The organism is Desulfacinum infernum DSM 9756, from assembly GCF_900129305.1.
In the GTDB taxonomy this organism is placed as follows: Bacteria; Desulfobacterota; Syntrophobacteria; order Syntrophobacterales; family DSM-9756; genus Desulfacinum; species Desulfacinum infernum.
In genome coordinates this window covers 1-21,438 of the sequence record NZ_FQVB01000046.1, presented here as the reverse complement: position 1 = coordinate 21,438, position 21,438 = coordinate 1, and the positions used below count along the sequence as shown (strand labels likewise).

Below are 21,438 nucleotides of genomic sequence, written 5' to 3'. Positions count from 1 at the left end.
CCCCCTCATCGGTTTTCCGAGCTACCCCAATGGATCCTGCACCTTCCGTCAATATGGGCCAGCCCATCCGGACCCGCAACCCAAAAAAGAAGCCCCCTCCGCACCGCACGGTGCGAAGGGGGCCCGTTTGATCCAAGAGTCGGCGGATCTATCCGCGCTTTTCCGCCACCTTGAGCCGTGCCAAGGCGCGTTGCAAGGCAGCCTGTGCCCGCGCAAACTCTACGCGGTCCTTGGCCTCGCGAAGACGCCGCTCCGCCCGTTCCTTGGCGGCCTGAGCCCGAATGACGTCGATGTCGGTGGCTTCTTCCGCGGCGGTCGCCAGAATGGTCACCTTGTCGGGCAACACTTCCGCATACCCCCCCATGATGGCCACATAACGGGTGGCGTTTCCGACCTTGAAGCGCAGCTCACCGACTTTGAGCTTGGTCAGAAAGGGGATGTGGTTGTGCAACACCCCGAATTCGCCCATCTCCCCGGGGGCCACCACCATGTCCACCTCTTCGCTCAGCACCTTCCGAACAGGCGTAACAATCTCCAATAGCAGTTTTTCGGCCATATTCATCACCACTCGCTAGCTGGTTTAAGCGGCTGCCATCTGCTTGGCCTTTTCAACCGCCTCTTCGATGCCGCCCACCATGTAGAAGGCCTGTTCCGGCAGGTCGTCGTACTTGCCTTCGACGATCTCCTTGAACCCGCGGATGGTGTCCTCGAGCTTCACATACTTGCCCTCGACACCCGTGAACTGGGCGGCCACGTGGAACGGCTGGGACAGGAACCTCTGGATCTTCCGAGCACGCCCCACGATGATCTTGTCCTCTTCGGACAGTTCGTCCATACCCAGGATGGCAATGATGTCCTGCAGGTCCTTGTACTTCTGCAGAATCTGCTGCACCTGGCGCGCCGTCGAGTAATGTTCCTCACCCAGCACATTGGGGTCCAGGATTCGGGACGTGGAGTCCAGGGGGTCCACCGCCGGGTAGATACCCAGCTCGGCAATCTGACGGGAGAGCACCACGGTGCCGTCCAAGTGGGCGAACGTGGTGGCCGGAGCCGGGTCGGTCAAGTCGTCGGCGGGCACGTACACGCACTGGACCGAGGTGATGGATCCCTTCGTGGTGGAGGTGATCCGTTCCTGCAATTCGCCCAGGTCGGTCCCCAGAGTGGGCTGGTAGCCCACTGCGGAAGGCATGCGGCCGAGCAGTGCGGACACCTCGGCACCCGCCTGGGTGAACCGGAAGATGTTGTCGATGAAGAGCAGCACGTCTTGGCCTTCCACATCGCGGAAGTACTCGGCCACGGTAAGGGCCGACAGCGCCACTCGAGCACGCGCTCCGGGAGGCTCCGTCATCTGGCCGTAGACCAGGCCGGCGCGAGGAAGAACGCCGGATTCCTTCATTTCCAGGTACAGGTCGTTCCCCTCGCGGGTGCGCTCACCCACGCCGGCGAACACCGAGATACCGCCGTGCTGCATGGCGATGTTGTGGATCATTTCCATCATGATAACCGTCTTGCCCACGCCGGCGCCGCCGAACATGCCCATCTTGCCACCGCGGGGAAAGGGCACCAAGAGGTCGATCACCTTGACACCCGTTTCCAAGACGTTCACCGAGGTATCCTGCTCCGTGAAGCTGGGCGCCGGCCGGTGAATGGGAAAATACTCGTCGGCGTCCACCGGGCCCACGCCGTCCACCGGGCGGCCCACCACGTTGAGCACGCGGCCGAGGACCTTCTTGCCCACGGGCATCTGGATGGGCTTTCCGGTGTCCTTCACCGGCATGCCACGCACCAGACCGTCGGTCAGGTCCATGGCGATGGTGCGCACCACGTTATCCCCCAGATGCTGGGCAACTTCGAGAACAAGATTGTCTTCCTCGTCGCTGAGGCCCGGGTTGCTCACCAGCAGAGCTGTGAGGATGGCTGGGAGCTTCCCTTCTTCGAACTCCACGTCAACGACGTTACCGATAACCTGTACAATCCTTCCGATATTCATGTGGCCCGATACCTCCTTCGTCTGTCCGAACCATCGACTACTTCTTGAGCGCCTCCGCGCCACCAACGATGTCCATCAGTTCCTTGGTGATGGACGCCTGCCGCGCCTTGTTGTACGTGAGCGTCAGGTCCCTCACCATGTCCTTGCAGTTGTTGGTGGCGTTTTCCATCGCCGTCATTCGCGCCGCGTGCTCGCTGACCGCCGTCATATAGAAGCAATCCAGCAACTGGTTGTACACGTAGTTGGGAAGCAGGTCGTTGAGCAGCTCATGATGCGATGGTTCAAAGATATACTCGCGGCCACCTTCCAACTCGTCCTGCTGTTCCGGCACGATGGGCAGGAGCCGAATCACGGTAGGTTCCTGCTTAACCATGCTGCGGAAATGACTGTAGATCACATAGACTTCGTCCGCGTCACCATCCAGAAAGAGCTCGATGAGCTGTCGGCCGAGCTGAAAAGCATCGTCGTAATTGGGCTTGTTCAGCAGCCCGGTCAGCTCTCGGCGGATGGGATAGCGACGCCGCTTGAAATAGTCCCGGCCTTTGCGCCCGGCGGCCGTCATGGAGACTTCGACCCCCTCGGACTGCTTGCGGTCGATGAACCGCTCCGCCGTGACTATCAGGTTGTTGTTGAAGCTGCCGCAGAGACCCCGGTCCGCAGTCAACAACACCAGTTCGACCTTCTTCACCTCTTCGCGAGGCGTCATGAGCTCGAAGGTGCCATCCTGCTCCACGCCGGCTGCAAGCCTTCCAATCACCTCGCGGAACTTCTCCGCGTAGACCCGGAAGCGCTCCATGTTTTCCTGGGCGCCGCGCAATTTGGCAGCCGCCACCATGTTCATGGCCTTGGTGATTTGCGAGGTCTTCTTTACGGCATCAATTTTTCTCTTGATGTCCCGTAGGGTTGCCATATCAGCCTCTCTGCCCCGTGCGCGATTTAAGCTTGAAAGACCCCTGCAAACTCTTCCAGCGCCTTGGCCATCTTCTTGTCCAGCTCATCGTCGATGTCGTTCTTTTCCTTGAGCTCCGCAAAGATCTCAGGGTACTTGCGCTCGACGAACGACAGCATCTGAGCCTCGTACTCACTCACCTTGTCCACGGGAATCTTGTCCAGATATCCGCGGGTACCCGAGTAGAGGGACATGACCATCTTCTCGGCCGGCATGGGCTGGTACTGGGGCTGCTTGAGCAGTTCCACCAGGCGCATACCGCGATTGAGCTGTTGCTGCGTGGACTTGTCCAGGTCACTTCCGAACTTGGCGAAGGCTTCCAGTTCACGGTACTGGGCCAGGTCGAGGCGCAGGCGTCCGGCCACCTTCTTCATGGCCTTGGTCTGGGCCGCGCCACCCACGCGGGAAACCGACAAACCGACGTTGATGGCCGGACGGACACCGGCGAAGAAGAGGCCCGGCTCCAGGTAGATCTGGCCGTCGGTAATCGAGATCACGTTGGTGGGGATGTAGGCCGAAACGTCGCCGGCCTGGGTCTCAATGATGGGAAGGGCCGTGAGGGACCCGCCGCCCAATTCATCGTTGAGCTTGGCCGCGCGCTCCAGCAAGCGGGAGTGGTTATAGAAGATGTCGCCGGGATAGGCCTCGCGCGCGGGGGGCCGACGCAGGAGCAGCGACACCTGGCGGTAGGCGGCGGCCTGCTTGGACAGGTCGTCGTAGATGATCAGGGCGTGGCGACCGTTGTCGCGGTAGTACTCGCCCATGGCGCATCCGGCGTAAGGGGCGATGTATTGAAGCGGTGCCGGGTCGCTGGCACAGGCCGATACGACCACCGTGTACTCCATGGCACCATGACGGCGGAGCGTCTCCACCACCTGGGCCACCGTGGATTTCTTCTGGCCCACCGCCACGTAGATACAGATGACACCGCTGTCCTTCTGGTTCAGGATGGCGTCCACCGCAATGGCGGTCTTACCGATCTGGCGGTCGCCGATGATCAGCTCACGCTGGCCGCGGCCCACCGGCGTCATGGCATCGATGGCCTTGAGCCCGGTATACATGGGCTCATGAACCGGCTGACGCGCGATGACGCCCGGCGCGATCCGCTCGATACGGGAGAACTCCTTGGCCTCGATGGGGCCCTTGCCGTCCAGCGGATTGCCCACCGGGTCGATGATGCGGCCGATGACCGCGTCACCCACCGGCACTTCGGCGATGCGCCCCGTCCTGCGGACCTCCGAACCCTCCTTGATGTGGATGTCTTCACCCATGATGGCGACACCCACGTTGTCTTCTTCCAGGTTCAGGGCCAGGCCGTAGATGGAACCATGCTCCGTAGGGAACTCAAGCAATTCCATGGACATGCACTTTTCCACGCCGTATACGCGGGCGATACCGTCACCCACGGACAGCACACGTCCGGTCTCGCTGAGCTCAACCTTCTTCTCGTAGTCCTTGATCTGCTCGCGAATAATCTGGCTTATTTCTTCTGCTCTGATCTCCATTAACCCAGCTCACCCCTTTTCAAAGATTCTTTGATTGCCTGCAACTGCGACCTCACACTCCCGTCTATCACCAAGTCGCCGATCTGAGCCACAACACCCCCGATCAGACCAGGGTCTTGCTGAAACTCCACGACGACTTTTTTACCCGTCACTTTGCTGAGCGTGTCGGCGATCTTCTTGACGGAATCTTCGTCCAGCTTGACCGCCGCACTCACCCGAGCACGGGCCACGTTGTTGTGATCGTCCACCAGTTTCTGGAAGTAGTCTCGAATCTCCGGGAGGTGCCGCACCCGATCCTTGGCCACCAGAAGATCCCCAAAACTCTTCATGACCGCGCTCATCTCGGCCTTTTCCGCAATGGCGCGAAAGACGGCCTTCTTGGCATCTTCCGGATACAGGGGGTTGGCAAGGGCGTCCATCAGGTCGGGATTCTGTTCGAGGAGCTGTGTCAGATCGCTCAGCTCTTTGCCGTACTCCTCCAGCTTCCCGTCCTCCAGGGCGAGACCGAAAAGGGCCTTGGCGTATCTTTTGGCAACGATTAGGTTCTTCACTTTGCCTCCACCGCCTTTGTCATGAATTCATCCACCAAGCGATCCTGATCCTCGGGCCGAATATTTTTCTTGAGGAGATCCTCCGCCGCATTGACGGACAGCTCGGCGATCTCCTCCTGCAAGCTCTCCTTGGCCGCCTTGATCTCCTGCTGAATCGCCAGCTTGGCCTGCTCCTTGATATAAGCCGCCTGCTTTTCGGCGGCTTCCACGATCTTACGCTTTTCCGCTTCGCCTTCCTGGATGTACTCGGCCAAAATCTTTTCGGTTTCCTTGTCCAAGGCCGCCAGCTTGGCCTTGTACTCGGCCGCCTTGCTTTCGGCTTCCTTCTTTTGCTGTTCCAGTTCCGCCAGCAGGCGCTGGATGTTTTCCCGACGCGAGGCGAAGAAGTTCGTCACGGGCTTCTTCAAAAGCTTAACCAAAATCGCCAGCATGATAGCAAAGTTCATGAGCCGCAGGAAAAAGTCCTTCCAAGGGAGCCCACCCCCATGACCTCCCCCCTCGGCCGCAAGCACGGCCGTAGCAGCCAAGACACCCGACACAAGAACAAACAGCCCCGTCGCACGGCACCTTCTCATTGAACGCCCCTCAACACAGTTAGGACCCATGGTGATCGCCTAGAGACTCCGCCCCAGTATCCTCTGGGCCATTTCCCGGGAAAATTCCTGGATCTGCCGCTCCAGCTCAGCCCGAACAGCCCCGATTTCCTGCCGCACCTTCTCCCGGACAGCCTGCACTTCCTGGGCGGCTTCCCGGCCCGCCCTTTCCAGCAACTCTTTTTCGTACTGGTAGGCGTTTTCTTTGAGCTCCTGAACCTTCCGGCGACCCGCCTCCCGGGCGGCCCGCAGCTTCTCCTCAAATTCCTGCACCGCCGCCTGAGCGGCCTGATCGGCCTTGTCGATACTCTCCCTCTGCTGAGCCACCAGCTCATTGCGCTGAGCCACCAGACGCCGGATGGGCCGATAGAGGACCAGGTTCATCAGGAACAGGAGAACCAGGAAATTGGCCATCTGGATCAACAAGGTCACATCAACATTGATCATTTCCCGTCACCCTCACTTCCCATGTGATGTGTTCTGGCGGGCGCCTCGCCCATGTACACGCATTCACTAGTACAATCTTTGGATCGCCTAGGCTCTTTCCCAAGCCGCGCATTGGGCAAAAGGCCCAGATAGCGCCAGTGCTTAGCACATCTTCCGGGGGTTGGCAAGGAAAAAAGTAAAAAAAATCACAATGCCCCTTTTGGTTCAAATCCGGGGTGTTGCGACGTCAGGGCGGGTGAAAAACGTAGCGTCTCATAGACACATTTTCAATGAGGCCCACGGCCACGCAAAGCATCAACAAAGAGGACCCTCCGTAGCTCACGAACGGAAGGGTGATTCCCACCACGGGCAGAAGGCCCAGGACCATTCCTATGTTGATGAGCAACTGCCACGTGATGAGCGAAGTCAGGCCTACCACCAGAAAGGATCCGAACCGGTCCTTGGACCGCAGGGCCACTCGGATACAGGCCACGATCAGCAGCGCAAGAAGGCAGATCAGAACGACGCATCCCAGAAACCCCCACTCCTCCGCCCAGACCGAAAAGATGAAGTCGGTGTGCTTTTCCGGGAGGAACTTCAGCTTGTTTTGGGTCCCATTGAGGAAACCCTTGCCCCAAAGCATGCCCGAACCCACCGCCACTTTGGACTGGATGATGTGATAGCCTTTGCCCGTTGGGTCCTTTTCAGGGGAAAGCACCATGAGGACCCTTTGCCTCTGATAATCTTTGAGCACGTAATGCCAGATGGGATAAAGGCTCACCAGGCCGATGACAGCCGCAGTAACAAGGTACCGCCAGCGCAGACCAATAAAAAAGACCATGGTGCCGGCGACGATGAGGAGGCACAAGGAGGTTCCCAGATCCGGCTCCAACAAAATGAGCAAGGCGGGCACAAAGGCGAAAACCATGGCCGGCACCAGTCGTCCGAGCCCGGGGTAAGGCGGAATGTCCTGGGACGAAAAATAGCGGGCCAGCTGGATGATGAGCGCGATTTTCATGAATTCGGAAGGCTGCACATTGACGCCCCCCAGATCCAGCCATCGGCGTGATCCTTTCACCTCCCCGCCCACGAACAGGACGAGCACCAGCGCTGCCACCCCCACAGCGTAGATCCAGGGGCCCCACTCCCGAAGCTTCTGATAGTCCACCAGCAAAGCCGCCACCAGACAACAGCATCCCATGGCAAACCACACAAGCTGCTTAACGAAAAGATTGTGGGACGGGTTGACCTGAATCTGCAGGTAAAGGGCACTGTAGAGCCCCACGAGCCCCAGACAGCCTATGATCGAAAAAAGCAGCAGGATCGACCAATCGAAGTTTTCAACAAGCCTTCTGTCAATCACCTGCCCACGGCCCCTCTGCGACGGTTTCCTTCTGGTCGTTGCCTTCCACGGACCCCGCCAATCCCCTTTTTCCCAGATAGGACAGTATCACTTTCTGCGCCAGCGGGGCGGCAGCCGAAGATCCGTGTCCTCCATGCTCCACAAGGACCGACACGACTATCTCCGGATTATCAGCGGGGGCGTAGCCCACGAACCATGCATGATCCCTGTGCATATCCTTGACGACCTTTTCCAGAAGCTTACGGCTCACCCCCTCGGGCATACGCACGACCTGTGCCGTGCCCGTCTTACCGGCTATCCGGATCCCTTTCACATGGATGCGGTGGGCCGTTCCATGTTCATGACCGACGACCCCTTCGAGGGCTTTGCTGATCAAGTCCAGATTCTTCCTGTGGACGGGGAGCTTGCGTCGAGGGGACGCCGAGGGCAGGAAGTGGTCGTCAGCGGTGGAGGAGGCTTCGATGCGGGTCACAATGCGAGGCTCCATGAGCACGCCCCCGTTGGCCAAGGCCGCATAAGCCATGGCCGCCTGCAACGGCGTCACCAGATTGAAGCCCTGTCCGATGGCGATGGCAAGCGTCTCTCCTTTTTGCCAGCCGATGCCTTTGGTCGTCTTCTTCCACTCCCGAGTGGGCACCAGCCCGGACCGCTCTCCCGGTAAATCAATACCGGTCTTTTGACCAAACCCGAACATCTTGACGTATTTTGCTATTGTGTCAACTCCGAGTTTGAGGCCCACCTGGTAGAAGTAGACATCGCACGACTGGACGACGGCGTGGTACAGGTTCATGTGCCCATGCCCCCAATCACGCCAGCATCGGAACTTTCTTGTTCCCAGTTGCATCCAGCCGGGGCAGAAGATTTCCGTTGTCGGATCCACCACGCCCTCTTCGAGGGCCGCAAGGGCCACGAACGGCTTATGGGTGGAGCCGGGGGGATAGGATGATGCGATGGCCCGATTCAACAGCGGGTGGGAAATGTCGTTGATCAGGGCCTTCCATTCGTCGGTCGACATGCCTCTGACGAACTTTTCCTGGTCGTAGGCGGGACTGCTGGCCATCGCCAGCACTTCACCGGTGCGCGGGTCCACGGCGACGATGGCCCCGATCTGATCGCGCAGACATTCCTCCGCCGTGCGCTGAACATCCAGATCAATGGTCAGCCACACGTTGCGGCCCGGAATGGGGAGCTTCTCGTCCAGGGATCGTATCTGACGTCCAAGGGCGTCCACCTCCACCTGTCTCCATCCCGCCTCGCCATGGAGGAGCGCTTCGAAGGTCTTCTCCACCCCGCCCTTGCCGATAAACTCGCCCGCCTGATAGCCGCGAAAGGCTTCATCCTTCAGCTCGTCTTCCGAGATTTCACCGAGGTATCCGATGAGGTGAGCCGCCGTTCCGTTCCACCGGTAGCTGCGTTTCGGCTCCACCTCGATATACACTCCGGGAAGTCGCAACCGGCGGGCTTCCAGCCTCGCCAGCGCGTCCCGATCCAAATCTTCCAGCAGCCGGATCGGCTCGAAGGGCCTTTTGTCCTTGTTGGCTTCGAGGGCGTCGAGGAGCTCGCGCAGGGGCCTCCGGCAGATACGGGCCAGCTCCTCCAGGATCCGCTCCACCTCTTCGGGTGCCTTGATATCCTCCCGGACCAGCATGAGGTGATAAGCGGGACGATTCTCCACCAAGGGGGTGCCGTTTCGATCGAAGATGAGCCCTCGCGGCGCACGAACGGCCGTGATCCGGATGCGATTGCTTTCGGAGATCTCTCGAAAATGAGCTCCGTTGAGCACTTGGAGGTACCACAGCCGCAATACGTACCCGGCCAGGACCAGAAGGAAAAAGGCGAGGATGATGCGGCACTGCCGTTCGAACAGGGCCCTCTCGTTGGTCTCCCATTGAATCAATTGGAGGCCTTTGGCGTCGGGGCGAACCAAGCGCTTGGATCGCCCCCCTGCTCGGCCGCGTGCCCGCGAACGAAACACCGTGCCCCGCCTCCTCATGCCTCGTCCACACCCAAGATGGCTCGAACGGGCACCATGACCAGCGGTGCCACCAGCAGGGACAGCCCCCCCTGGGCAAGAATCGTCATGAAGGTCGAAGCCAGCCGGCCCGCTCCCAGGGCCGCACCAGCCAACAGCAGTCCCTGGGCGACGACACACACCCCCACCACCAAGACCCTGTACTGGAGCCGACCCATGTCCAGGTGGCGGGCCGCAAAGCCCTGAAGACCGACGGCAAATAGATACGATCCCACATGTCCGCCCCAGAACCGCCCACTGAAAGCGTCCACCACATATCCCCACAGGAACGCCCACGCCAAGGCACCGCTTGTGGGAACCAGGGACGCGATCTCCACGCAGACGGGCACCATCAGATTGAGGCGAAAGTGAGGAGAATCCAATGGCGCAATGACCTTCACCTGGACGAGAAAAACGATGAGCGTATAGCCCACACCGACCGCGGCCAGGCTCACCCAGGGAACTTGGCCTTTCTCTTTCGAAATCATGAGTGCCATAGACGTCGCCTACTTCTCCACATGCGGTCCCGGGGGGACCAACGGGGCCTTGGGGTGGGGTGAGGACGTAATAACCAAAACCTCTTCCACGGAGGTGAGGTTGACCACGGGAACAACCACAACCTGTTGGAAGAGAGCGGCGGGATCCTTGCTCACTTGCTGGACCACCCCCAGTCGCAGTCCTCCCGGGAAGATGCCGTCCTTGCCGGAGGTCACCACCAGGTCTCCGGTGCGCACATCCTGATTGGCCCGGACATAGCGCAGAACGCAACTCTCCTCATCCCTGCCGCTGAGTATTCCGCGCACTCGATTCCGCTGGATCAGCGCGTCCACCGCACTTTCCCTGTCCGTTACCAGCAGAACCCTGGAATAGTTGTCCGAGACCTGCAGGACATGACCCACCACGCCCTCCTCGTTGACCACGGGCATATCTGCACGAATTCCGTCATTAAAACCCTTGTCGATCATGACCGTCTGGAACCAGCCAGTGGCATCGTGGACCACGATTCTAGCCGGCACCGTCTGCAAGCTCAGGCCCTCCCGAAAATCCAGGAGACGTCGGAGCCTCTGGTTCTCAAGGAACGCCTCCCGGTAGCGGACCAGCTCACTTTCCAACCGGGCCAGCTCTTTCCTGAGCATTTCGTTCTGGCGCTGCACCTGCCGCAGGAAGACGTAGTGCTTGAGCCAGCCGTCCACGGTGTTTCCCACCGCTTGGGTCAGCCGCAAAAGGGGCCCCAGGGTTTCCACCACTCCCCGTTGCAAAGGATCCATTCGTTCGGGAACCTTGAAGCTAAGAGACAAGACGTAGAAGAAAACCCCGCCGATCAGCAGGGCAAAGAGGACAACGCGCAGCTTGCGCAGCCAATCCGGCATTTTCCAGTCACCTTTACCGAAACTTCCTGTGGAGGCGTCACCGGACTTCTTCCTGGGAGGGCCCAAGTGGACGGATTATATGGTCGGCCCAGGGCGGACCTCAGCTGAGAACCTCTTTCAGCACCTCGATATCTTCCAAGGCCTTGCCCGACCCCAACACCACCGTGGACATGGGATCCTCGGTGAGGGTCACGGGCAAGCCCGTTTCCAGGCGAAGCAGATGGTCCAGGTTGCGGAGCAGCGCTCCGCCGCCGGTCAGCACGATCCCGCGGTCCACGATGTCCGCCGCCAGCTCGGGAGGCGTCTGCTCCAGGGCGATCTTGATGGTCTCCACGATGCTGTCCACCTGCTCCTGGATGGATTCCCGCACTTCCTCCGAGTTGATCTCGATGGTCTTGGGAATGCCGCTGACCAGGTCGCGCCCCTTGATGTGCATGGTCTCCACCTCTTCGGTGGGATAGGCGTTGCCGATGGTCACCTTGATCAGTTCCGCCGTCCGCTCCCCGATGAGCAGGTTGTACTTGCGCTTGATGTGTTGCAGGATCGCCAGATCCATCTTGTCTCCACCGACGCGAACGGAGCGGCTGTAGACGATGCCCGCCAGGCTGATGACGGCCACCTCGGTGGTCCCGCCTCCGATGTCCACAATCATGTTGCAGACCGGCTCCGTGATGGGGAGCCCCGCGCCGATGGCAGCCGCCATGGGCTCTTCGATCAGATAGACTTCCCGCGCCCCGGCCGATTCGGCAGACTCGCGCACGGCCCTTCGCTCCACCTGAGTGACTCCCGAGGGAACACAGACGATGATCCGCGGGCGGACCAGGCTCCGGCGGTTATGCACTTTGCGAATGAAGTAGCGGAGCATGGCCTCGGCCACTTCGAAATCCGCGATGACGCCATCCTTCATGGGCCGGATGGCCACGATGTTGCCCGGAGTTTTCCCGAGCATCAGCTTGGCGTCTTTGCCCACGGCGACCACCTGGGTGTTCTGGCCGTTGGTGCGGCGTACGGCCACCACCGAGGGTTCGCAAAGCACGATGCCTTTCCCCCTGACATAGACCAAGGTATTAGCCGTGCCCAGATCGATAGCCAGATCGTTTGAAAACCAGCCCAGAACGCGGTTCAGGAACATAAGGCTTCCCTCTCTGTGTGGAGTCGAAACAGGTCATGACTTCCTATCATTTCACCTCGTGATCTGCAACGGGTTTGTATGCACCAAGTTTGTGTGGACACGGCCGGGCGTCCGGAATGAAAATAAGAAAGCGAATCGGCTTGCCGCCGGAGCCCGACACGACGACGCCGAGGGCAAGAGAAACCACTCGGGAGGTCCCATGAAAATCGCCTTGCTCCAACTGCCCGTTCCATCCCACCAGACGGACTACCCGTCGGAAAACATCCCGCTGGGACCGGCCTATCTTGCCGGATATGCCCGGACATTGCCACAATCCGTTGCCGTGGAGCTCCCACCGGGGGACGTGCTCAACGAGGCGGGAGACGCGGGCCTCCTGGACTGGCTGGAAGGCCTGCGGCCCCATGTGGTCGGGTTCGGCTGCTACGTGTGGAACGTGGAACGCTCGATCCACCTGGCCCGCCGCATCAAGGAAAGGCATCCGGAAACGGTCGTGGTCTTCGGAGGCCCGGAAGTCAACCGGGACAACGATTTCCTCCTGGGCCATCCCTTTTTCGACTACGGCGTGGTGGGGGAAGGGGAGCAGACCTTCGCGGAACTCATGCAAGCGCTTTCCGCCCCGGGAGCGGACATGACCGCCATTGGGGGGCTCCTGCTGCGCCACGAGGGCCGGTGGATCGCCACGGCGCCCCGCCCCCTTCTCGCCTCCCTGGATGCCATCCCCTCGCCTTATCTGGAAGGAACCCTGGGGCCCTCGGCCGCGGGCACGGTCATCCTGGAAACGGTCCGGGGCTGCCCCTACCGGTGCGCCTACTGCTACTACCACAAGAGCTATCCCCGCCCTCGCCCCTTCGCCCTGGAACGGATCCGCCGCGAGCTTTTCTGGGCCGCCGAACAGGGCGTGGAGGAGGTCTATTTCCTCGATCCCTGCTTTGCGCGCCGGCCGAACCTGGAGGCGCTCATTCGGGCGATGGAGGAGGCCCGCGCCCTCTTTCCCCTGCGATTCCAGGCGGAACTCAACGCGGAAGACTGTACGGACGACCGCATCGGGCGCCTGGCCCGTGCGGGCCTCCAGCAGGTGGAGGTGGGGCTTCAGTCCATCAACCCCAGGGCTCTTGCGGCCGTGGGGCGCCGGTTCGACCGGGATCGGTTCGTTCATTCGGTTCGCCGCATGCGCCGGGAAGGCATGTCGGTCATGGTGGACATCATGGTGGGCCTTCCCCACGACACGGTGGAGGACGTGAAGCGGGCGGTGGATTTCGTGGCGGAAAAGGATCTTTTCGACGAATTGAGTCTCTACCCGCTGAGCGTTCTGCCCGGCACCAACCTCCGCCGCAAGGCCCGGGAACTGGGGATCCGTTACCTTCCCGAGCCGCCCTATTACGTCCTGAGCACCCCCCACATGAGTTCGGACGACATCCGCCATGCGTTCGAATATGCGGACCGGGCCACCGGCATCGACTTCTTTCCGGTGGAGGTGCCGCAAGCCGCCCTGAGGCCGGAAGCTCCCAGCGATCCCCGGCGCAGGGCTTTCCCGGGGACCGAACACCCGGGAAACACCCTCACCGTCCACCTGGAAACCGCCGACGACCTTTCGGGCCCCGGCGGGCATGCCCTGGCGGAGGCCCTGGAAAGGAACCCTCACACTCTGCTGACCCTGGTGGTGGATGAAAACCACCTGGACTGGGAAAAGATTCACGCCTGGGCGGCCCGTTTGCTGTCCGGGCGAAGCCACGTGATGGATCGGGAGTATTTTTCGACGCTGGACCCGCTCCGATCGGTGCAGCTCTTGGTGCGTTTCGCCGCACCGGGGGGCAGCCACGTTCTCCTTCGCATCCCGCTCCGCCCCCATCCGATCGAAGCGGAAGGGGAATCTTCCGGCGAGTTTCCGGACACGTCCCGGCAGGCCTGGGTGGGCTTTCCGCCGGACTTCCCCGAGGAAGAAGAAGACGCCTTCCTGGAAAGGATCTGGCAGCGGTGCCCTCCCCACATCCGGCGCCTCCGCATCGGGGAACTGAACTGAGGCCCGGGGTGTTTCCTCCCCGGCCTCGCTGCCGTCACGACTTGAGCTGCTCGAGGATCAGCCGGGCCACCTTCCGGCCGGAAAGCAGCATGCCTCCGAAGACGGGGCCCATGCGCGGCCCTCCGAAGGTGGCATTGGCCGCCATCCCCGCCACGTACAAGCCCGGGTAGACTTCGCGGGTGTTTTCCAGGGTCAGCCGCTCCGCCTCCTCGGCCCACATGGAACGCTCCCCCTCCCGCTTGCCGCTGGGCGTCAAAAGGGACCCGGGGACCTTCCGCTCCACCACCTTCACCACTTCCGTATCGTGTCCCGTGGCATCCACGACAACCCGACACCGCACGGCCAAGGGATCCACGTGCAGCCCGGCCATTTCCACGGCCGACCAGTTGAGCACCAAGCCCATGATCCGTTCCGGCCGCATCAGGACGTCTTCGATGCTCACGCCGTTGAAGATCCGGGCACCCGCCTTGACACATCGACTGGTGAGGGTGGAAACGGCCTCCACGGCGTCCGCCGTATAGTATCCTTCTTGGTAAAGCTGAGCGGTGATGCCCACCCGGTCCAGGACGGCCTTGGCTTCTTCCTGCACCACGATCTCGTTGAAGAGCATGCCACCGCCCCACATGCCCCCGCCCACGCTGAGTTTTCTCTCGAAAAGAGCCACCCGTGTCCCCGCTTCGGCCAGAAGCATTCCGGCCACAAGCCCCGACGGGCCCGCCCCCACGATGGCCACATCCAAATCGATGGCGGCCTTGAGTTTGTGGAAATAGCGATCCACGATGGCCCGGGTAATGATCCTTTCATCCAGCCCCATGCTTTATCCCTCCCTTTACGCGATGGCTTGGCGAACGATCTTGACCGCACACAGCTTGCCGCACATGGTGCAGGCTTCCCGGTCTTCCGCCACCTGGAGGCGCCGCCGGACCAGGTCCGGATCCAGGGCCGCCGCCACCACCCCGTCCCAGTCCAACGCCTGCCGGCATCGAGACATGGCCTCATCCCGCTGCCTCGCTCCGCCAATCCCCTTGGCGAGATCTGCCACGTGGGCGGCGATGCGGGCGGCCATGACCCCCTGATACACGTCGTCTTCCGTGGGAAGCCCCAGGTGCTCCGCCGGGGTCACGTAGCAGAGGAAGTCCGCTCCGGCGGCCCCGGCCAGGGCTCCCCCGATGGCGGCCGTGATGTGGTCGTAGCCCGCCGCGATGTCGGTGGGCAGGGGCCCGAGCACGTAAAAGGGCGCGCCGTCGCAGAGCTTCTTCTGGAGCTGCACGTGGGACTGGATGTGTTCCAGCGGCACATGACCCGGCCCCTCGATCATGACCTGAACGCCACGCTCCCTGGCCCTCCGGGCCAGCTCGGCCAGGATCATCAACTCCTCGATCTGGGCCCCGTCGATGGCATCGGCGATGGTCCCCGGCCGGAACCCGTCCCCCAGGCTCAGGGTCACGTCATGTTCATGGGCGATGGCCAGCAGGTCGTCGAAGTTTTCGTAAAGCGGGTTTTCCTTGCGGTTCCTTCGCATCCAATACATGTGGATGGAGCCTCCGCGGCTCACGCACGGCATGATCCGCTGGAAGTGCTCCAGCTTCCGGACCGACGCCAGCGTCACCCCGCAATGGACGGTGATGTAGTCCACCCCCTGCCGGCACTGCTCCTCGATCCCCCGAAGAAGCGCGTCGCCGTCCATCTTTTCCAGCGGCACGCCCTTGCGGACCATTTCGGTGGCGATGCCGTAGATGGGCACCGTTCCCACCATGGTGCCGGCCTCTTCAAGGTACATGGAACGGAGGGCCTGGAGGTCGCCGCCGGTGGAAAGGTCCATGACGGAATCGGCCCGAGCCCGGATGGCAGCCTCCAGCTTGCGGCGCTCCAGATCCATGTCGGCGCATTCACCGCTGGTGCCCAGGTTGGCGTTCACCTTGGTCCTGAGGCCCCGGCCGATGGCCCGGACGGTTGGGAAGGAATGGTTCCGGTTCCGGGGAAGGACGGCACGGCCCGACGCGATGAGGTCCCGCAGGGTTTCTGCATCCACGGGTTCGTTCCGGGCGGCCGCCTCCATCTCCGGGGTCACGATGCCGGCCTTGGCAAAATCCAGTTGGGTCTTCATGGGTTCTCTCCTCCCCTTGTTCGCGGAGGAGGGACGGGGTGAGCAAAGGTCTCAAGAGAGGCACGAAAAAGGCCGCCTGGAAAGCGGCCGGGGGGTCATCTCTTCTCGATCCGCTCGCCAATCCCTCCGCCAGCATGACCTGGATCAGGTTCGAGGGGTGACTTCTCAGCCCTTTCCACGGGGAAAGGACGCCCCCTGGCGATCGCTAACAATGTCTTCTTAACACGTTCCGCTTAAAGAAAACAGCCCCGACTCCCGGGGGATTGTGCGTCAGCGGCACAGCCGCCCGGGAATCCGGGAATTCAGACTCTCTTCAGCCGCGGGGCTTCAGCCCCGCGGAAAGGGATTCTTGCAACTCCTTGGACTTGCGGGAAACACCCGAAAGCCCATCCGTCTTCCTCGGATCTTTTCGCAGCCCTGAAGGGCTGCGCTACGATGAAAAAGCCCGTGTGCTCCTTTCCGCACAAGCCCCTACCGGAGGCTGCCCGAGAATGCGGGGTTCCTGGGAGCGCGGGCCTCCGGCCCGCACGAGAAGCAGGCGAGACGCTCGCGCTCCCGGGGGAAAGGGCTTTCGGACACATTGTCAGACAGCCTCCTACCGGGCCTCGTCCTCCGGGTCGGGACCCGGTTCCACGCCCAGGGATTCCAGGGCCTTTCGCAGGGCGTGTTTGTGCACGTCGGCGGCGAAGTGTACCGGGCTTTTGCCGTAGAGCGGATCCCAGTTGGACGGGTCCGCCGAGCAGAAGTATTGGGTTTCCAGGCTGTAGCGCACCGGAGCCTCGTCCGCGGGGCATCCCACAATGCGCTGCGCCGCCTCCCACGTGGCGCCGCAGGGAGCCCCCCTCAGCACCTCCACGGCGGCGATCCGTCCGTCTTTCACGGTCACCTTCACTTCGGGTGCCCCAAACATCTGTTCATAGTCGCCCAGGCGGCCCGGCCTGGGAAGGCCGCATCAGGTGGGGGGGATGAAGACGCCGGGACCCTTGACCTTCTTTCCCGACGCCACCACGGGAACCCCCTGGGCCGCGCACCGCTTGGCAAGGTCTTCGGACAAATCCGGGTGTTTGAGAAAGTCCAGGACCAGGTCCGCTTCGATCTTTTCCGGCAGATACCCGTCCGTATCGTCCAGGACGGGCGGCAGGGGCTCGTCGATGGAGTGGACCCGGATCCGGAAGCGATCCCCGCCGTACCGGCGAAGGCCCGCGATCTTGGCCTCGCCGCTTCCTTTCTGCTGAAAGACGAGAATCCTCTGGGGGGCTTCCCGCCGGCTGTTTTCACACTTTTCCGTCATCGCCCCATGGCCTTTTCGATCTTGGCCCAGGAATCGCGCAGGGAAACCGTCCGGTTGAAGACCAGCCGGTCCGGAGCGCTGTCCCGGATGTCCACGCAGAAGTAGCCCAGCCGCTCGAACTGGTAGCGGGACCCGGGCCGGGCCCCCTGGAGGCTCGGCTCCACCAGACAGTGGTCGAGTTCCACCAGGGATTCGGGGTTGATGTAATCCAGGAAGGTCTTTCCTTCTTCCACGTCGTTGGGATTTTCCCGGGTGAACAGCCGGTCGTAGAGGCGCACCCGGGCGGGGACGGCATGGCGGGCCGACACCCAGTGGATGGTTCCCTTGACTTTGCGCCCGTCCGGCGACCAGCCCCCGCGGGTGGCGGGATCGTAGGTGCAATGGATTTCCGAGATCTCTCCCGTGGCCGGGTCTTTGACCACGTCCACGCACTGGACGTAGTAGCCGTAGCGCAGGCGCACCTCTCGGCCCGGGGCGAGCCGGAAGTATTTTTTCGGGGGATCCTCGCGGAAATCGTCCCGTTCGATGTAGAGCTCGCGGCAGAAGGGGACCTTGCGCGTTCCCATGGACGGGTCTTCCGGGTTGTTCACCGCCTCCAGCTCTTCCACCTGGTCTTCGGGATAGTTCACGATGACCACCTTGAGGGGCCTGAGCACCCCCATGACCCGCGGAGCCCGCTTGTTCAGGTCCTCGCGGATGCAGTGTTCCAGGAGCGCGATGTCCACCACGCTGTCGCGCTTGGCCACCCCGATCCGTTCGCAGAACGTGCGGATGGACTCGGGCGTGTAGCCCCGCCGGCGGAACCCGGAGATGGTGGGCATGCGCGGGTCGTCCCAGCCGGAAACCAGGCCTTCCTCCACCAGCTGGATGAGCTTTCGCTTGCTCAGCACCGTGTAGCTCAGGTTCAGCCGGGCGAACTCGATCTGCCGGGGATGGTAGACCTCCAGTTCGTCCAGGAACCAGTCGTAGAGAGGCCGATGGTCCTCGAATTCCAGGGTGCAGATGGAGTGGGTGATCCCTTCGATGGAATCGGACAGGCAGTGGGCGAAGTCGTACATGGGATAGATGCACCACTTGTCCCCCGTGCGGTGGTGAGTCGCCTTTTTGATGCGGTAGATCACCGGGTCCCGCAGGTTGAGATTGGGGGAGGCCATGTCGATCTTGGCCCGGAGCACGCACTGGCCTTCCTCGAATTCTCCCGCCCGCATCCGCTCAAAAAGATCCAGGTTTTCCTCCACCGAACGGTTCCGGTAGGGGCTTTCCTTGCCGGGTTCGGTGAGCGTGCCCCGGTATTGGCGGATTTCTTCCGGGCTCAGGCTGTCCACATACGCCTTGCCCTTCTTGATGAGCTCCACGGCGTACTGGTAGAGCCGGTCGAAGTAGTCGGACGCATAGAAGAGGCGCTCTCCCCAGTCGAAGCCCAGCCAGCGCACATCCTCCTGGATGGACTCCACGTATTCCACGTCTTCCTTGGCGGGGTTGGTATCGTCGAAGCGGAGGTTGCACAGGCCGCCGTATTCCAGGGCCAGGCCGAAGTTGAGGCAGATGGACTTGGCATGGCCGATGTGCAGGTATCCGTTGGGTTCCGGAGGAAACCGCGTGTGGACCCGGCCGCCGTACTTGCCGGTCTTGAGGTCCTCTTCGATGATGTCCTTGATGAAGTTGGGCGGCGTGAAAGTCTCTTTTTCCGTATTCATAAGGCGTTTTCGTCCTCCCTCGGCCCCGGTGCGCCGCCGGGCGTTTTTTTCGAGCGCCGGCCGGCCTTCTCAAATTGTACGCTCTTTATCGGTTTTCCGCTCCTCTTTCAAGTTCCGCGGCAAGAAGCCCCTCCTGTTTGCCATCCCAAGGCCCCTTCGTCTATCTTGGAGCACCTCAACAATCGGAATGCCCATTGGCGGGGAGCATTATCATGGAAAAGATCTGCATTTTCACTACCGGCGGGACCATCGACAAGGTCTACTTCGACCAGATGAGCCGCTACGAAGTGGGGGAACCCCAGGTGGAAGTGATCCTGAAGGAAGCCAACGTGACGGTGGACTACGAAATCCGGCCTCTCCTGAGAAAGGACAGCCTGGATCTGACCGATGCGGACCGGGCCCTGATCCGCCGGGCCGTGGAAGAATGCGCCTCCAGCCGGATCGTCATCACCCACGGAACCGACACCATGAAGGAAACGGCCGAGAAGCTCCGGGGCATCCCGGGCAAGGTGATCGTGCTCACGGGGGCCATCGAACCCGCGCGCATCAAGTCGAGCGACGCCCCCTTCAACGTGGGCGCGGCCGTGGCCGCCGTCCAGACCCTGCCGCCCGGGGTCTACATCGCCATGAACGGACGAATCTTCGATCCCCGGAAGGTGCGGAAGAACCGGGAAGCCAACCGCTTCGAGGAGCTGGAAACGGAAGGGGTCGGAAGCCGGAGGCCGTAGGAGGCTGTCCGAGAACTCCGCAAACCGTCACTCCCGCGCAAGCGGGAGTCCATAGGTTCCCGGAAATCCTGGATCCCCGCTTTCGCGGGGATGACGGATGGAGACAAAACGAGGCAAAGAGCCCATTGTCAGACAGGCTCCGTAGGAGCGTGTCCGAGAATGGCCTTTTCCTGGGAGTGCGGGCGTCTCGCCCGCTTCCCGTGCTGGCCGGAGGCCCGCACTCCCAGGGGAAAGGGCTTTCGGACCCATTGTCAGAAGGCCTCCTGGATGGCTTGAGGATGAGGCGGAGCCCCGGATCCACAGATTGCGGGGCTGTGCCCTGCAAGCAGCCGTAGGGGCGGTTCGCGAACCGCCCCTCCATGGGAACATGATCCGCCAAAGGGCCAAAGGGGTTCTCGGAAGGGCCGCCCGGCGGTCTTCGGGATCAGACGGCCGTCAGGATTTCGTGGAGGCCCTCATCCCGGTAGCGAAGGAAGAACCGGCAGAAGGCCGCCACGATGAGCGCGTGGTTGATTTCCCCCCGGTCGATCAGGGCCGGGATCTGGGCCAGGGGGCGGGTGACCACCTCGATGTCCTCCATGTCGTCCGGGGACGGATCGCCCGTGCGGCGCACCCGGAGCGCCACGAAGGTGTGGCACAGGTTGCTTTGGATGGCCGGGTTGGGCTGCACGTACCCCAGGGAAACAAGGGATTCCGCCTCATAGCCCGTCTCTTCGCGAAGCTCGCGCCGGGCGGCTTCCTCCGGGGTGTCTCCGTCTTCCACCACGCCGCCCGGGATTTCCAGGGTCACGTCCCGGATGCCGTGCCGGTACTGGCGGACCAGCACCACCTGGCTGTCGGCCGTGATGGGAATGACGTTCACCCAGGCGGGGGATTCCAGCACGAAGACGTCGTGTTCCCGACCCGTGCGGGGCGACACCACCCGATCTTTTCGAAACCCCACGATCCGCGTTCCGTTCCAGCGTTCGCTGGAAAGGACGGTCCACTTCCTCGGAGCCATGCAACCCCCTCTTTGCCGCCGCCGGGGCCCGCCCGGCCATCCCGGCATCCTGTCCGGAAAAAACCCGACCCTTTCCCGCCGGTCATCCTTGGGCCTTCGCCTTTTCGAAGGCTTCCACTTCGTCCATGACGTGCCGGGCGCAATAGGCCATGGAGGGTGCTCCGCCCATGAGCACCGCCACGCCGGCCGCTTCCAGGATTTCCTCCCGGCTCGCCCCTTGTTCCATGGCCCCCTGCACGCTCCGGCGGATACACGGCTCGCAGCGTAAGGCCGTGGCAATCCCCACCTGGATCAGCCTCTTGGTCTTGGCGCTCAAGACCCCGTCCTCGATCACCGTGTCGTGGAGTCGGAAAAAGCTTTCCATCAGGCGCGGCGCGTTCTGCTGCAGCCTTTCCAGCGCGGCTTCCATGTTTTCCGCCATGATTTCTTCCCTCCTTCATTGGGTGCGCATTGTCCTTCCTGCCCGGCAGAGCGTCTTTGTCGACCCTTCCAGACTAAGCCATCCCGGGAATCGAGGCAACCATGGCGGATCCGGCCGTCCCGGGAGCGGCGCGCCGGAGCCGGGCAATTCCAATCCCTGCTTTTTCCTTGACAAAGCCCACGCCGTTTGCTACTCAATCGCGGCGTTTTCGAGAGCATCGAAGGCGCGCCTGAACTTGTTCCCCGGTAGCTCAATCGGCAGAGCGGGTGGCTGTTAACCACTAG

20 protein-coding genes and 1 riboswitch are annotated in these 21,438 nt (G+C 61.9%); of the genes, 2 read left to right on the top strand and 18 right to left on the bottom strand.

Going from position 1 to position 21,438, the window contains the following annotated elements; genetic code table 11:
• Positions 1–148: 148 nt before the first annotated feature.
• From BUB04_RS16745 to BUB04_RS16690, 12 genes are all read right to left on the bottom strand, one after another.
• On the bottom strand, positions 149–556 hold the full coding sequence (locus tag BUB04_RS16745) for a F0F1 ATP synthase subunit epsilon (protein ID WP_073041633.1): 408 nt from the start codon (positions 554–556) through the stop codon (positions 149–151).
• A 24-nt stretch (positions 557–580) separates the two neighbouring features.
• Positions 581–1,990, bottom strand: coding sequence for a F0F1 ATP synthase subunit beta (atpD, locus tag BUB04_RS16740; protein ID WP_073041624.1), 1,410 nt, complete (start codon positions 1,988–1,990; stop codon positions 581–583).
• Positions 1,991–2,027: 37 nt separating this feature from the next.
• Entirely contained in the window at positions 2,028–2,900 is an 873-nt protein-coding gene (gene atpG, locus BUB04_RS16735; RefSeq protein ID WP_073041622.1) for an ATP synthase F1 subunit gamma, read from the bottom strand.
• Positions 2,901–2,926: 26 nt separating this feature from the next.
• The gene (gene atpA / locus BUB04_RS16730; protein WP_073041620.1) at positions 2,927–4,444 is read right to left on the bottom strand and encodes a F0F1 ATP synthase subunit alpha; all 1,518 of its coding nucleotides are present in this window, start codon (positions 4,442–4,444) and stop codon (positions 2,927–2,929) included.
• Entirely contained in the window at positions 4,444–4,995 is a 552-nt protein-coding gene (gene atpH, locus BUB04_RS16725) for an ATP synthase F1 subunit delta (protein WP_073041618.1), read from the bottom strand. The genes atpA and atpH overlap by 1 nt, the downstream gene beginning before the upstream one ends.
• The gene (gene atpF / locus BUB04_RS16720; protein WP_073041616.1) at positions 4,992–5,570 is read right to left on the bottom strand and encodes a F0F1 ATP synthase subunit B; all 579 of its coding nucleotides are present in this window, start codon (positions 5,568–5,570) and stop codon (positions 4,992–4,994) included. Before atpF ends, atpH begins: the two co-directional genes overlap by 4 nt.
• 39 nt (positions 5,571–5,609) lie before the next feature.
• Positions 5,610–6,035 carry a F0F1 ATP synthase subunit B gene (locus tag BUB04_RS16715; protein WP_073041613.1) on the bottom strand — a complete coding sequence of 142 codons (426 nt, stop codon included), beginning with the start codon at positions 6,033–6,035 and terminating at the stop codon, positions 5,610–5,612.
• A 226-nt stretch (positions 6,036–6,261) separates the two neighbouring features.
• The gene (gene rodA, locus BUB04_RS16710; protein WP_073041611.1) at positions 6,262–7,377 is read right to left on the bottom strand and encodes a rod shape-determining protein RodA; all 1,116 of its coding nucleotides are present in this window, start codon (positions 7,375–7,377) and stop codon (positions 6,262–6,264) included.
• Entirely contained in the window at positions 7,370–9,352 is a 1,983-nt protein-coding gene (gene mrdA / locus BUB04_RS16705) for a penicillin-binding protein 2 (protein WP_178372027.1), read from the bottom strand. The genes rodA and mrdA overlap by 8 nt, the downstream gene beginning before the upstream one ends.
• A 14-nt stretch (positions 9,353–9,366) precedes the next feature.
• Entirely contained in the window at positions 9,367–9,885 is a 519-nt protein-coding gene (locus BUB04_RS16700) for a hypothetical protein (protein ID WP_073041610.1), read from the bottom strand.
• 9 nt (positions 9,886–9,894) lie between these two features.
• Positions 9,895–10,758 (bottom strand): rod shape-determining protein MreC, encoded by an 864-nt coding sequence (gene mreC / locus BUB04_RS16695; RefSeq protein ID WP_073041609.1) that lies wholly within the window; start codon positions 10,756–10,758, stop codon positions 9,895–9,897.
• A gap of 100 nt (positions 10,759–10,858) precedes the next feature.
• Positions 10,859–11,890, bottom strand: a complete 1,032-nt coding sequence (locus tag BUB04_RS16690) for a rod shape-determining protein (protein WP_073041608.1) — start codon at positions 11,888–11,890, stop codon at positions 10,859–10,861.
• A 199-nt stretch (positions 11,891–12,089) separates the two neighbouring features.
• Here BUB04_RS16690 and BUB04_RS16685 point away from each other — a divergent pair, with 199 nt between their 5' ends.
• Entirely contained in the window at positions 12,090–13,910 is a 1,821-nt protein-coding gene (locus BUB04_RS16685; RefSeq protein WP_073041606.1) for a B12-binding domain-containing radical SAM protein, read from the top strand.
• Between the two features lie 34 nt (positions 13,911–13,944).
• Here BUB04_RS16685 and BUB04_RS16680 read toward each other — a convergent pair whose 3' ends face one another.
• The 4 genes from BUB04_RS16680 to BUB04_RS16665 form a co-directional block, all read right to left on the bottom strand.
• Positions 13,945–14,724 (bottom strand): sulfide-dependent adenosine diphosphate thiazole synthase, encoded by a 780-nt coding sequence (locus tag BUB04_RS16680; RefSeq protein WP_073041604.1) that lies wholly within the window; start codon positions 14,722–14,724, stop codon positions 13,945–13,947.
• A 15-nt stretch (positions 14,725–14,739) separates the two neighbouring features.
• Positions 14,740–16,017, bottom strand: a complete 1,278-nt coding sequence (gene thiC, locus BUB04_RS16675) for a phosphomethylpyrimidine synthase ThiC (RefSeq protein WP_073041602.1) — start codon at positions 16,015–16,017, stop codon at positions 14,740–14,742.
• Positions 16,018–16,120: 103 nt separating this feature from the next.
• Positions 16,121–16,223: riboswitch (TPP riboswitch) on the bottom strand.
• A gap of 389 nt (positions 16,224–16,612) precedes the next feature.
• Positions 16,613–17,308, bottom strand: a complete 696-nt coding sequence (dfsP, locus tag BUB04_RS19960; RefSeq protein WP_267461763.1) for a DUF166 family (seleno)protein DfsP — start codon at positions 17,306–17,308, stop codon at positions 16,613–16,615.
• A complete protein-coding gene (locus BUB04_RS16665; RefSeq protein ID WP_073041600.1) occupies positions 17,305–19,005 on the bottom strand; it encodes a glutamine--tRNA ligase/YqeY domain fusion protein in 1,701 nt (566 codons plus the stop codon). Before BUB04_RS16665 ends, dfsP begins: the two co-directional genes overlap by 4 nt.
• A gap of 212 nt (positions 19,006–19,217) precedes the next feature.
• Here BUB04_RS16665 and BUB04_RS16660 point away from each other — a divergent pair, with 212 nt between their 5' ends.
• The gene (locus BUB04_RS16660) at positions 19,218–19,733 is read left to right on the top strand and encodes an asparaginase domain-containing protein (protein WP_073041597.1); all 516 of its coding nucleotides are present in this window, start codon (positions 19,218–19,220) and stop codon (positions 19,731–19,733) included.
• A gap of 424 nt (positions 19,734–20,157) precedes the next feature.
• Here the strand turns inward: BUB04_RS16660 and BUB04_RS16655 are convergent, their stop codons facing one another.
• Entirely contained in the window at positions 20,158–20,733 is a 576-nt protein-coding gene (locus BUB04_RS16655) for an NUDIX hydrolase (RefSeq protein WP_073041595.1), read from the bottom strand.
• Between the two features lie 82 nt (positions 20,734–20,815).
• Positions 20,816–21,154, bottom strand: coding sequence for a carboxymuconolactone decarboxylase family protein (locus BUB04_RS16650; protein WP_073041593.1), 339 nt, complete (start codon positions 21,152–21,154; stop codon positions 20,816–20,818).
• Positions 21,155–21,438 lie beyond the last annotated feature (284 nt).